General features: G+C 70.3%; 12 protein-coding genes. 4 read left to right on the forward strand and 8 right to left on the reverse strand.

The annotated features are described in order from the left end of the window. Positions 1-50: 50 nt before the first annotated feature. Positions 51-980 (forward strand): hypothetical protein, encoded by a 930-nt coding sequence (locus QC283_RS24320; protein WP_279563787.1) that lies wholly within the window; start codon positions 51-53, stop codon positions 978-980. A gap of 68 nt (positions 981-1,048) precedes the next feature. Next, a complete protein-coding gene (locus QC283_RS24325) occupies positions 1,049-1,228 on the forward strand; it encodes a hypothetical protein (protein WP_279563788.1) in 180 nt (59 codons plus the stop codon). 110 nt (positions 1,229-1,338) lie between these two features. Here the strand turns inward: QC283_RS24325 and QC283_RS24330 are convergent, their stop codons facing one another. Then, positions 1,339-1,716: a metal-sensitive transcriptional regulator gene (locus QC283_RS24330; RefSeq protein ID WP_279563789.1), complete on the reverse strand. Its 378-nt coding sequence runs from the start codon at positions 1,714-1,716 to the stop codon at positions 1,339-1,341. Positions 1,717-2,001: 285 nt separating this feature from the next. Here QC283_RS24330 and QC283_RS24335 point away from each other — a divergent pair, with 285 nt between their 5' ends. Together QC283_RS24335 and pitH are read left to right on the forward strand one after the other, a co-directional pair. After that, positions 2,002-2,622: a DUF47 domain-containing protein gene (locus QC283_RS24335; RefSeq protein WP_279563790.1), complete on the forward strand. Its 621-nt coding sequence runs from the start codon at positions 2,002-2,004 to the stop codon at positions 2,620-2,622. Between the two features lie 7 nt (positions 2,623-2,629). Continuing rightward, the gene (gene pitH, locus QC283_RS24340) at positions 2,630-3,628 is read left to right on the forward strand and encodes a low-affinity phosphate transporter PitH (RefSeq protein WP_279563791.1); all 999 of its coding nucleotides are present in this window, start codon (positions 2,630-2,632) and stop codon (positions 3,626-3,628) included. 271 nt (positions 3,629-3,899) lie between these two features. Here the strand turns inward: pitH and pstB are convergent, their stop codons facing one another. The 7 genes from pstB to QC283_RS24375 form a co-directional block, all read right to left on the reverse strand. Then, positions 3,900-4,676 (reverse strand): phosphate ABC transporter ATP-binding protein PstB, encoded by a 777-nt coding sequence (gene pstB, locus QC283_RS24345; RefSeq protein WP_279563792.1) that lies wholly within the window; start codon positions 4,674-4,676, stop codon positions 3,900-3,902. Between the two features lie 84 nt (positions 4,677-4,760). After that, a complete protein-coding gene (gene pstA / locus QC283_RS24350) occupies positions 4,761-5,816 on the reverse strand; it encodes a phosphate ABC transporter permease PstA (protein WP_279563793.1) in 1,056 nt (351 codons plus the stop codon). Further along, complete coding sequence (pstC, locus tag QC283_RS24355; RefSeq protein WP_279563794.1) at positions 5,813-6,826, reverse strand: phosphate ABC transporter permease subunit PstC; 1,014 nt, start codon at positions 6,824-6,826, stop codon at positions 5,813-5,815. The genes pstA and pstC overlap by 4 nt, the downstream gene beginning before the upstream one ends. Positions 6,827-6,956: 130 nt before the next feature. Beyond that, the gene (pstS, locus tag QC283_RS24360) at positions 6,957-8,084 is read right to left on the reverse strand and encodes a phosphate ABC transporter substrate-binding protein PstS (RefSeq protein WP_279563795.1); all 1,128 of its coding nucleotides are present in this window, start codon (positions 8,082-8,084) and stop codon (positions 6,957-6,959) included. 231 nt (positions 8,085-8,315) lie between these two features. Then, complete coding sequence (locus QC283_RS24365) at positions 8,316-8,771, reverse strand: NUDIX hydrolase (RefSeq protein ID WP_279563796.1); 456 nt, start codon at positions 8,769-8,771, stop codon at positions 8,316-8,318. A 55-nt stretch (positions 8,772-8,826) separates the two neighbouring features. Then, on the reverse strand, positions 8,827-10,107 hold the full coding sequence (locus tag QC283_RS24370; protein WP_279563797.1) for a CHAD domain-containing protein: 1,281 nt from the start codon (positions 10,105-10,107) through the stop codon (positions 8,827-8,829). Further along, complete coding sequence (locus QC283_RS24375; RefSeq protein WP_279563798.1) at positions 10,088-12,328, reverse strand: RNA degradosome polyphosphate kinase; 2,241 nt, start codon at positions 12,326-12,328, stop codon at positions 10,088-10,090. The genes QC283_RS24370 and QC283_RS24375 overlap by 20 nt, the downstream gene beginning before the upstream one ends. Between the last annotated feature and the right edge of the window lie 308 nt (positions 12,329-12,636).

Here is a 12,636-nt window from a genome sequence, read left to right on the forward strand (position 1 = left end):
CCGGTACGGCAGGGGGTCCGGAACGGGCGTGACGGCTGGAGTAGGTGGCGATGATCCGATGGGAGAGGGAGCGGCGGCGGCGGAAGACGGTGGGCGGTGGCGTCGTCCTCGCCGGCAGTGTGGTCTGTGTGTGTCTGGCCGGGAGCGGCTGCACCTGGCAGGGGGCCGCCGTCCAGGGGGCGGGAGGCGCCGGCGGCGATCCGGTCGCCGTGCTGCACCGGGCCGCCGACCGGCTGGTGGCCGCCGGGAGTGCCAAGGCGCGTACCGCGATGGAGATGGCCAGCGGCGGGACGCGGGTGACCATCCGGGGCGAGGGTGTCTACGACTTCGAGGGGCGGCTCGGGCGGCTGAAGGTACGGCTGCCCCAGGACCCGGCGGGGTCGAGTGAGCACCGGCCGATCACCGAGCTGCTCGCACCTGGCGCCCTGTTCATGAAGAACCGGGGAGCCGGTGTGCCCGACGACAAGTGGGTGCGGGTGGAGACCGCTTCACTGTCCGACGGGAACTTGGTGACCGGCGGGGCGACGGACCCGTTCGCCGCCGCCGAGGTGCTGCTGGGGACGCGGACGGCGACGTACGTGGGGCGTACGGAACTCGCGGGGACTCCGGTACGGCACTACCGGGGGACCGCCGATCTCGCCCGGGCGGCGCGGGACGCCTCGGACGGCAACAGGAAGGCGCTGGCAGCGGCGGCCGAGGGGTTCGCCACCGCCGAGGTGCCGTTCGACGCCTACCTCGACGACGAGGGCCGTATCCGCAAGATCCGGCACCGCTTCAGCTTCGCCAACGGACGGGACGAGGGCACCGTCGCCGTCACCTCGACGACGCTGCTCTACGATTTCGGCGCCGCCGTCCGCGTACGGCTGCCGGAGGACCAGGACATCTACGCCGGCAAGATCGCCGCGGAGCCGGGGGAGCCCGGGGAGCCCGGGGAGCCGGGCGGAGGCGGCTCGGGCGCGGGGGCGGGCGGCAAGGACTAGCCCTTCCGTGCCATGCGCGGTGTGTAGGCCGCTCCCTACTCTAGGAAGCCGGTGTCGGCAGAGACGAGGTGACGCGCGTGGCTCCGGTCGGCGGTACGACGGTTCAGGACCACGTGGCCCTCGCCGAGATCGAGCTGTGCGGCGAGCTGATCATCGCGGCGTCGGCCGCCCGGGAGCGGCTCAGCCTGGAGAGCATCGACGAAGTGCTGCGGGTGACCGAGGAGCGGCGGGCCGGGGCCGAGCAGTAGGAGACGGCAGGTGACCGGTCACGGGCTACGGGTCACCGCTTGCCGGTTACCGGTTACCGATCGGCCGTCGGTGGTCACCGGTCGACGGTCTACGGCCCGTCGGTTCCGGGTCAGGTGCGCAGCAGGCGGGCGATCGCCTTCGTCGCCTCCTCCACCTTCGCGTCGATCTCGGCGCCGCCCTTGACGGCCGCGTCGGCGACGCAGTGGCGCAGGTGCTCCTCCAGGAGTTGCAGGGCGAAGGACTGCAGGGCCTTGGTGGAGGCCGACACCTGCGTGAGTATGTCGATGCAGTAGACGTCCTCGTCGACCATCCGCTGCAGGCCGCGGACCTGGCCCTCGATGCGGCGCAGGCGCTTGAGGTGCTCGTCCTTCTGCTTGTGGTACCCGTGGATGCCGCGGTCGTGGTCGGTCACGACCTCGTTCGTCTCCACCGCGTCCGCGGTGGGGGCGGCGGAGGGCGCACCTGCGCCGGCCTCAGTGGTCGTCATCGCGTCCTCCTGTTGTGGGGCAGAGCGGGGGTTCGGGGGTATTCGGGCATTGCGGGCATCGTGAGCAGAGTGGGCAACGGTTTGGGGTAGATAGCGGACATATACCCCTGGCGGGTATATGGTAACGAACTTTGCGGGGTAGAGGGGCCTTGACAGTGTCCCGTCGTCGCCCCCCTGCTCATCACTGTGCCTGATGGGCGACACTGGGGGACGGCCCGTTAGCAGTGGCCGGATGATGCGCCTAGCATCAGCCTGACCGAAACCGATGCACCCCGAGGACCCCACGTGCGCTTTCGTCTAACCCCCAGGGAGACGAGCTTCTACGACATGTTCGCCGCCTCAGCGGACAACATCGTCACGGGCTCCAAGCTCCTGATGGAACTGCTCGGGGCGGACGCATCCGCCCGGGCCGAGATCGCAGAGCGTATGCGGGCCGCCGAACACGCGGGTGACGACGCCACGCACGCGATCTTCCACCAGCTGAACTCCTCGTTCATCACGCCGTTCGACCGCGAGGACATCTACAACCTCGCGTCGTCCCTCGACGACATCATGGACTTCATGGAGGAGGCCGTCGACCTGGTCGTCCTCTACAACATCGAGGAGCTGCCCAAGGGCGTCGACCAGCAGATCGAGGTACTGGCGCGGGCCGCCGAGCTGACCGCCGAGGCCATGCCGAACCTGCGGACCATGGACAACCTCACCGAGTACTGGATCGAGGTCAACCGGCTGGAGAACCAGGCCGACCAGGTCCACCGCAAGCTGCTCGCCCACCTCTTCAACGGCTCGTACGAGGCCATCGAGGTGCTGAAGCTGAAGCAGATCGTGGACGTTCTGGAAGAGGCGGCCGACGCCTTCGAGCACGTGGCGAACACGGTGGAGACCATCGCGGTCAAGGAGTCCTGACCCCTTCATGGACACCTTCGCACTGGTCGTGACCATCGGGGTCGCGCTCTTCTTCACGTACACCAACGGTTTCCACGACTCGGCGAACGCGATCGCGACGTCCGTGTCGACGCGTGCGCTGACGCCCCGTGCGGCGCTCGCGATGGCCGCCGTCATGAACCTCGCCGGCGCGTTCATGGGATCCGGGGTCGCCAAGACCGTCAGCGAGGGGGTGATCGAGACCCCCGAGGGCTCGAAGGGGATGGGCATCCTCTTCGCGGCGCTCGTGGGCGCGATCGTCTGGAACCTCATCACCTGGTACTTCGGCCTGCCCTCCTCGTCCTCGCACGCGCTGTTCGGCGGCATGGTCGGGGCGGCGCTGGCCGGGAGTACGACCGTGTACTGGCAGGGGGTCGTCGACAAGATCGTCATCCCCATGTTCCTGTCGCCGGTGATCGGTCTGCTCGCCGGGTATCTGGTGATGACCGCGATCATGTGGATCTTCCGGCGGGCCAATCCGCACAAGGCCAAGCGGGGCTTCCGCATCGCGCAGACGGTGTCGGCGGCGGGCATGGCGCTGGGGCACGGCCTCCAGGACGCGCAGAAGACGATGGGCATCGTGGTGATGGCGCTGGTCATCGCCGACGTCGAGGACTACGGCGATCCCATTCCGGTGTGGGTGAAGATCGCCTGTGCGCTGATGCTGTCCGCGGGGACGTACGCGGGTGGCTGGCGCATCATGCGGACGCTCGGGCGGAAGATCATCGAGCTGGATCCGCCGCAGGGGTTCGCCGCGGAGACCACGGGCGCGTCGATCATGTTCGGGTCGGCGTTCCTGTTCCACGCGCCGATCTCGACGACGCATGTCATCACCTCGTCGATCATGGGTGTGGGGGCGACGAAGCGGGTGAATGCCGTGCGGTGGGGGGTCGCGCGGAACATCATCATGGGGTGGTTCATTACGATGCCGGCGGCCGCGGTGGTGGCCGCGGTGTCGTTCTGGGTCGTGAATCTGGCGTTTCTGTAGCGGTTGTCCGGCGTGGGGGCGGGCCGGGGGTGGGTGCGCTGCCCGGCGTGGCGGGGTGCCTTCCCCACTCTCGGCTTCGCTCGAGCGGGAGGTGCCCCCACCGCCCACCCGTGCCGCCCTGTGGGTACCTCCCAGGCCGTTCAGGCACTGGGGGAGGCACGACTGCCCGCAGCTGCGTAGCTAAGAGGGCCCGCCCCCGGTTCGGGGGCGGGCCCTTGTGCTCCTCGCGGTGGCACCGCCATGCAGCACCGCGAGGGGACTGGGTTCGGGCCTAGCCGAAGCGGCCCGAGATGTAGTCCTCCGTGGCCTGGACCGACGGGTTGGAGAAGATGCGCTCCGTCTCGTCGATCTCGATCAGCTTGCCGGGCTGGCCGACCGCCGCCAGGTTGAAGAACGCCGTACGGTCCGAGACACGCGCCGCCTGCTGCATGTTGTGCGTCACGATGACGATCGTGAAGCGCTCCTTCAGCTCGCCGATCAGGTCCTCGATGGCGAGGGTCGAGATCGGGTCCAGGGCGGAGCAGGGCTCGTCCATGAGCAGCACGTTCGGCTCGACCGCGATCGCGCGGGCGATGCACAGGCGCTGCTGCTGACCGCCGGAGAGGCCGGAGCCCGGCTTGTTCAGGCGGTCCTTCACCTCGTTCCAGAGGTTGGCGCCGCGCAGGGACTTCTCGACGACGTCGTCCAGTTCGGACTTCTTGAACTTGCCGTTGAGCTTCAGGCCGGCGGCGACGTTGTCGTACACCGACATGGTCGGGAACGGGTTCGGCCGCTGGAAGACCATGCCGACCTCGCGCCGCACGGCCACCGGGTCGATGCCCGTGCCGTACAGGTTCTCGTCGTCGAGCATGACCTTGCCCTCGACCCGGCCGCCCGGCGTGACCTCGTGCATGCGGTTGAGCGTGCGCAGGAACGTGGACTTGCCGCAGCCGGAGGGGCCGATGAAGGCCGTCACCGAGCGGGGTTCGACGGTCATCGAGATGTCCTCGATGGCCAGGAAGGAGCTGTAGTAGGCGTTGAGGCCGCTGACATCTATGCGCTTGGCCATGGAAATCACTGCTTCTTTCGGGTCGCTGACTGTCTTCGCCTTGGCCGCGTCAGCGGCCGGCCGCGCGGCTGTGCCGCATAGATGTCACTTCGGGGCCTTCCAGCGGGCGATACCGCGGGCCAGAAGGTTGAGGACCATGATGAACGCGATGAGCGTCAGAGCCGCCGCCCACGCGCGGTCGTACGCCGCGCCGGAGCCGCCACTGTTGGAGTACTGCAGATAGATGTACATCGGCAGCGATTCCTGCGCGTCCTGGAACGGGTTCGCGTTGATGAAGTCCGTGCCCCAGACCAGCAGCAGCACGGGGGCCGTCTCGCCGGTGATGCGGGCGACGGCCAGCATGACGCCGGTGGTGATGCCGCCGATCGACGTCGGCAGGACCACCTTCAGGATCGTGCGCCACTTCGGCACACCGAGCGCCAGGGACGCCTCGCGCAGCTCGTTCGGGACGAGCTTGAGCATCTCCTCGGTGGAGCGGACGACCACCGGGATCATCAGGATCGCCAGGGCCAGCGAACCGGCGAAGCCGGACGGGCCCATGTCCAGCATCAGGATCCAGGTGCTGAGGATGAACAGACCGGCGACGATCGACGGGATGCCCGTCATGACGTCGACGAAGAAGGTGACGGCCTTGGCGAGCTTGCCGCGCCCGTACTCGACCAGGTAGATCGCGGTCAGCACACCGACGGGCACGGAGATCACCGCGGCGATGCCGACCTGCTCCAGGGTGCCGAGGATGGCGTGGTAGATACCGCCGCCGGGCTCGGAGTCCCGGACCACGCCCATCGAGTGGGTGAGGAAGTAGCCGTCGAGGACCTTCACGCCGCGCTTGACGGTCGCCCAGACCAGGGAGGCCAGCGGGACCACGGCCACGATGAACGCGACCCAGACCATGCTGGTCGCCACCCGGTCCTTGGCCTGCCGCCCGCCCTCGACGCGCGCCGAGATGACGTACGTGCCCAGGACGAAGAGGACCGCCGCGATCAGGGCCCACTGGATGCTGCTGTTCAGCCCGGCCGCGGCGCTGATGCCCAGGCCGGCCAAGATCGAGCCGGCGGCGACCGCCCAGAGGAACCACTTGGGCAGCGTGGCGCCGCGCAGCGAGCTGCGGCGCTCGGGGGTAAGGGTTGCGTTGCTCATGCGTTGGCCCCCGAGTACTCCTTGCGGCGGGCGATGATCATCCGGGCCGCGCCGTTGACCAGCAGGGTGATGACGAAGAGGACGAGACCGGAGGCGATCAGCGCGTCACGGCCCATCTCGCTCGCCTCGTTGAACTTGCTGGCGATGTTCTGGGCGAAGGTGCCGCCGCCCGTGTCGAGCAGGCTGAGGTTGATCTCGAAGCTGGAGGAGAGCACCATCGCCACGGCCATCGTCTCGCCGAGCGCGCGGCCGAGGCCGAGCATCGAGGCGGAGATGACGCCGGAGCGGCCGAAGGGCAGCACCGACATGCGGATGACCTCCCAGCGCGTGGCGCCGAGGGCCAGTGCGGCCTCCTCGTGCATGCGCGGGACCTGCCGGAAGACCTCACGGCTGACGTTGGTGATGATCGGCAGGATCATGATCGCGAGCAGGATGCCCACGGTGAACAGCGAGCGCGGGGCGCCGTCGTTCCACTCGAAGATGCCGGTCCAGCCGAGGTAGTCGTCCAGCCAGCCGAAGAGCCCCTCCATGTGCGGCACGAGGACGAGCGCGCCCCACAGGCCGTAGACGATCGAGGGCACGGCGGCGAGCAGGTCGATCACGTACCCGATCAGGCCGCCCAGCCTGCGCGGCGCGTAGTGCGTGATGAACAGGGCGATACCGACCGCGATCGGGACCGCGACGGCCATCGCGATGACCGACGACACGATGGTGCCGAAGGCCAGGACCGCGATGCCGAACTCCGGCGGCATGCCGGTCGGGTTCCACTCGAGGTACGTGAAGAAGTTGGCCTCGTTCTTGCTGATGGCGATCGAGGCGCGGTAGGTGAGGAAGGCCGCGATGGCGGCCATGATGACCAGCACGAGGACGCCGGACCCGCGGGAGAGCGCGAGGAAGATCCGGTCGCCGGGGCGGGTGGCGCCGCGTGCGGCGCGGCTGGTCCCGCCCCCCGGGGGCTGATGCGGTACGGGGGCTGGTGCTGGCTTCTGGGGATCAGTGGTTATGTCCATCGGGTTTCTCCGGTCTGCGGAGCCGTCGTACGCGGCGGCTCGGGCGGAGCCGTCCGTCTCGGGGGCTCCTGGCGGCGGTGCACCGGACGGTGCGGTCCGGCCCCCGTGCGGAGGCCGGACCGCACTCGGGTCAGCTCAGGCCCGAGATGGTCTCGCGGACCTTGGTGATGATCTCGGTGGGCATCGGGGCGTAGCCGGCGTCCTTCAGCAGGCCCTGGCCGTCCTCCGAGGCGATGTAGTTCAGGAAGGACTTGGCGGCGGGCAGGCTCTCCGCCTTGTTGCCCTTGTCGCAGACGATCTCGTACGTCACGAGGACGAGCGGGTAGGCACCGTCGGCCGCCGGCGTGTAGTCCAGCTCCAGCGCGAGGTCCTTGCCGGTGCCGACGACCTTGGCCGCGCCGATGGCGGCGGTGGCGTTGTCGACGGTGGCCTTGACGGGCTCGGCCGCCTCGGTCTTGATGTCGACGGTCTTCACGCCGTCCTTGGCGTACGACAGCTCGAAGTACGAGATGGCGCCCGAGGTCTGCTTCACCTGCTGGGCGAGGCCGGAGGAGCCCTGCGCGGACTGGCCGCCCTTGGCCTCCCAGGACTTGCCGCCCTCGTACTTCCAGTCCTGCGGCGCGGCGGCCTTCAGGTACTTGGTGAAGTTGTCCGTGGTGCCGGACTCGTCCGAGCGGTGGAAGGCCTGGATCTTGAGGTCGGGCAGCTTCGCCTCGGGGTTGAGCTTGGCGATCGCCTCGTCGTTCCAGTTGGTGATCTTGCTGTCGAAGATCTGGGCGAGCGTCGGGGCGTCCAGGACCAGCGTGTCGACGCCGGGGACGTTGAAGCCCACGGCGATCGGGCCGCCGACCATCGGCAGGTCGATGGCCTGGCCGTCCTTGCAGACTTCCTTGGACTTCGCGATCTCGTCGGGCTTCAGCGCCGAGTCCGAGCCGGCGAAGGCGGTCTGGCCCTGGAGGAACGCGGTGATGCCCGCGCCGGAACCGGTCGGGTTGTAGTTGAGCTGTACGTCCTTGCAGGCCGCGGCGTACTGCGCCACCCAGGCGTCGATCGCGTTCTTCTGGGCGGAGGAGCCGGAGGCCTGGATCTGGCCCTTGGCGTCGTCGCACTTGATGTTGCTGTTGGCGGCGGCGCTGGCGTCACCGCCGTTGCTCTTGCCGCCGGTGTCGTCCGAGCCGCACGCCGTGAGGGCCAGGGCGCCGGAGACGGCGAGAGCACCGAGAGCGAGGGCCCGCCGGTTCATGCGCTGAAGCTTCACTGAGGGAGTTCCTTCCAGGAGCCGCCGTCCTGAATCCGGCGGCGTGCGAGGAGTGGCGATGAAGACGATGAGTGCGATTGATCAAGACTGGGTGATACGGACGCCTTTTCGAGGTGCGACTCGTATCGCGTAAGGCCGAAAGTAGGCAGAACAGGTGAAGGCGCCGATGGGCGTAAATGAACGCGGGGTGAACCCCTGTGGACGGTGCGGTGAGGTCACGGAACGCTTACGTCAAGGACACGGAGTGGTTCCGGGCGGGTGCGCCGCGAGCAGGGCGTCGACGAGGGGCCGGTCCAGGGGCCGGGTGAGGCGGGCGCGGGCCGCCGCCGGCTCCAGCCACAGGATGCGGTCCACCTCGTCGGACGGCGTGAAAGCGCCGGTGGTGGCCGCCGCCGCCCAGTACCGGACCTCCTTGGGGCGGCCGTGCGCGACGTAGCGCACGGTGGGCAGCTCGGCGCCCGGCGCGGCGGCGTACCCCGTCTCCTCCGCGACCTCGCGCAGGGCGCCCGCGAGCGGGTCCTCACCGGGCCGCAGCTTGCCCTTCGGGTGCGACCAGTCGTCGTACTTCGGGCGGTGGACGAGGCAGAGTTCCAGGCCGGCGGAGCGGGGGGCGCGGCGCCACAGGACGCAGCCCGCCGCGTGGACCGTGGGGGAGGTGGAGGCGGTGGCGTCCTCGGCGGGGCTCACGGTGTGCTTGCGCCTCCTGTCCTGTGGCGGGCACGCGGCGGAACTACGGCGACTCCTACGGCAGCCTGATGGGTTCCTTGCGCCAGCTGTGCTGGAACGCGTACCTCGCCGCCTCCACCTCATGCCGCTGGTCGGCGTGGAGCACGCCGAGCGCGTACGCCGTCGCCGGGGCGATGCGCGGCGTACGGGCGGCCTGGGCCGCGGCCGCGGCGGCCTCCGAGGCGTCGCGGTGACGGTTCAGGGCCTCGTCGGCGGCCAGGAGGCGCACGTCCACGGAGCCCAGGGCGGCATCGGGTGCATCGGGGTCATCGCGGCCATCGAGGTCATCGAGGTCATCGGCCTGATGGGCGTCTGCCGTGCCTGCCGTGCCTGCCGTGCCTGGCGCGGCAGGCGTGTCTTGCGTGGTTTCCGCGTGCTCGGCGGTCAGTACTTCGAGCGCGTACCGGTGCAGGCGCAGCAGCAGGCGGACCTGGTGCCACGGGGCGTCCTGGGGATGCGGGACCGGGTCCGGGGAGAGGCCGTGGATCAGCGCCTCCGCGTTGTACGGGTTCCCCGCGGTGACCAGGGGGAGCGCGGCCACGGCGTCGGTGAGGCGGTCCTCCGCGGCGGCTGCCAGGAGGCGGAGGCCGGGGGGCGAGGCGGTGGCGGGGCCGGAGGTCCTCAGCGGCACCTCGCTGGCCAGTAAGGCGACCTTGTCGGCGACCGCGTGGAAGCGGCTGCTGCCCAGCGCCTGGAGGGCGGTGGAGTGCGCCCGGGTGCGGGCCAGGGTCAACTGACGGTCGAGCAGGGCGCCCGCCTTGGCCGCGCCCACGGTGAGGTTGCCGCGGTCCGGGGGCGCCGGGCGGGTGGCGGGCACGGTGACGGACACGGCGGCGGTGCGGCCCGCCGACTGCCGGGCCGGGAACGCCGACGAGCCCGACAGCCGGTGCAGTGCCTGGAGCAGACGTTCCAGGCGGGACGTGTACGCGTGCTCCAGCGCCAGCGTGCCGGACAGCCAGGCCAGCTCGGGGCGCAGGCCCTCCGCCCAGTCGGGGTCCAGCAGCGGCTGGAAGGTGTGCAGGGTGGCGCTGAGGCGGCGGGCCGCCCGGCGCAGGGCACGGGCCGCGTCGACGTGGCCGACGGGCGGGGCGGCCCGGTCCGGGCCGTGCGCGCCGTTCCCGCCGGCGCCCGCTCCCGCGCCTGCCCCCGCTCCCGACTCCCGGTGCAGGCGCAGGGCGCGGAGGAACTCCGTGGCCTGGGCTCGCAGATAGCTCGCCAGGGCGTCCCCGTCCGGGGGTGCCGGCGGCCGGGCGCCCGCCGTGGGGTGGTCCGTCGGTTCAAGGTGTCGCTGTGCCACGCCGGCGCCTCCGGGCGTCTATGAGCATCTCCTGGACGTTGCGCAGGGGCTGGCCGTCCGCGTCCGTCGCGTGCCGGGTCCACTCGCCGTCCGGGCCGAGGTGCCAGGAAGCGGTGCTGTCGGACATACCGGTCTCCAGCATCCGGCTGAGGGCTGCCCGGTGGGCCGGGTCGGTGACCCGGACCAGGGCCTCTATCCGGCGGTCGAGGTTGCGGTGCATCATGTCGGCGCTGCCGAACCAGACCTCCGCCTCGCCGCCGTTGCCGTAGGCGAAGACACGCGAGTGTTCGAGGAAGCGGCCGAGGACCGAACGGACCCGGATGTTCTCCGACAGCCCCGTCACCCCCGGGCGCAGCGCGCAGATGCCGCGTACCCACACGTCGACCGGGACACCGGCCTGGGACGCGCGGTAGCACGCGTCGATCACGGCCTCGTCGACCATCGAGTTGACCTTGATGCGGACGTAGGCGGGGCGGCCGGCGCGGTGGTGCTGGATCTCCTTGTGGATCCGCGACACCAGGCCGTCGCGCAGGGACTTGGGGGCGACGAGGAGGCGGCGGTAGGTCTCGCGGCGGGAGTAGCCGGAGAGGCGGTTGAACAGGTCGGAGAGGTCCGCGCCGACCTGCGGGTCCGCGGTGAGCAGGCCCAGGTCCTCGTAGAGGCGGGCCGTCTTCGGGTGGTAGTTGCCCGTGCCGACGTGGCTGTAGCGGCGCAGCGTCTCGCCCTCCTGGCGGACGACGAGCGACAGCTTGCAGTGGGTCTTCAGGCCGACCAGCCCGTAGACGACGTGGCAGCCGGACTCCTCCAGCTTGCGGGCCCACTTGATGTTCGCGTGCTCGTCGAAGCGGGCCTTGATCTCGACCAGTACGAGGACCTGCTTGCCGGACTCGGCCGCGTCGATGAGCGCGTCGACTATCGGGGAGTCGCCGGACGTCCGGTACAGCGTCTGCTTGATCGCGAGGACGTCGGGGTCGGCGGCGGCCTGCTCCAGGAAGGCCTGGACGGAGGTCGAGAAGGAGTCGTACGGGTGGTGGAGGAGTACGTCGCGGCTGCGGAGGGCCGCGAAGATGTCCGGCGCGGACGCGGACTCGACCTCGGCCAGGTCACGGTGGGTGCCGGCGACGAACTTCGGGTACTTCAGCTCGGGCCGGTCGAGGCCGGCGATGCGGAAGAGGCCGGTGAGGTCGAGGGGGCCGGGGAGCGGGTAGACCTCGGCCTCGCCGATCTTCAGCTCGCGCACGAGGAGGTCCAGGACCTCGCGGTCGACGGACTCCTCGACCTCCAGGCGTACGGGCGGGCCGAAGCGGCGCCGCATGAGCTCCTTCTCGAGTGCCTGGAGGAGGTTCTCGGCGTCGTCCTCCTCCACCTCCAGGTCCTCGTTGCGGGTGAGGCGGAAGGCGTGGTGCTCCAGGACCTCCATACCGGGGAAGAGCTCCTCGAGGTGGGCGGCGATGACGTCCTCGATGGGGACGTAACGGCCCGGGGCAGCTTCCAGGAACCGGGAGAGCAGCGGGGGGACCTTGACGCGTGCGAAGTGCCGGTGGCCGGTCACCGGGTTGCGGACGACGACCGCGAGGTTGAGGGAGAGGCCCGAGATGTACGGGAAGGGGTGCGCCGGGTCGACCGCGAGGGGGGTGAGAACCGGGAAGATCTGGTGCCGGAAGAGGGTGAAGAGGCGGGCCTGCTCCTTCTCCGCCAGTTCGCTCCAGCGGACCAGGTGGACGCCCTCCTCGGCGAGGGCCGGGAGGACGTCCTCGTGGAAGCAGGCGGCGTGCCGGGCCATCAGCTCGCGGGAGCGGGCCCAGATCATCTCCAGGACCTCTCGGGGCTGGAGGCCGGAGGCGGAGCGGGTGGCGACGCCGGTCGCGATACGGCGCTTGAGGCCGGCGACGCGGACCATGAAGAACTCGTCCAGGTTGCTGGCGAAGATCGCGAGGAAGTTGGCCCGCTCGAGGAGGGGCGTGTTCGGGTCCTCGGCGAGTTCGAGCACGCGCTCGTTGAAGGCGAGCCAGCTGCGTTCGCGGTCCAGGAAGCGGCCCTGCGGGAGCTGGGCGCCGCCGGCCTGGGACTCCTCCGACTCCTCGTACCCGTCGAGGTCGGCGTCGATGTCGGGTTCCAGGTCGGAGACCGTGGCGGCCACCGTGTGCGGGCGGTGCGCGGCGATGGAGCCCACGGAGGGCTGCGTGTGCTGGACCTCTGCCTGGGTGTTCGGCTGCCTCATGAACCCATTCTTCCGCGCCACGCGCAGGACAGGCGCGTCGGAAGGCGCGGAATGCTCTGCTCCGGGTGGCACGGTCGGTTTCATTCGGTGAGCGTCGCAAGGCTGTCTGAATCGATGGTTACGGGGACATGACGTGTGGGATAGCGGCGGGCCTCCGGCGGTGGTGTCCGCGGGTGCCTGCGGGTGCCTGCGGGTGCCTGCGGCGGCCTGTGCGGGTCCGCGTCCGCGTCCGTGTCCGCGCCGGGCAACAGGGCGACGTGCCCGCGTTCCCCGCCCGGGATTTCCGCTTGGGATCGTGTGAACCGGTT

It is taken from the genome of Streptomyces sp. DH41 (genome assembly GCF_029813785.1).
Classification (GTDB): domain Bacteria; phylum Actinomycetota; class Actinomycetes; order Streptomycetales; family Streptomycetaceae; genus Streptomyces.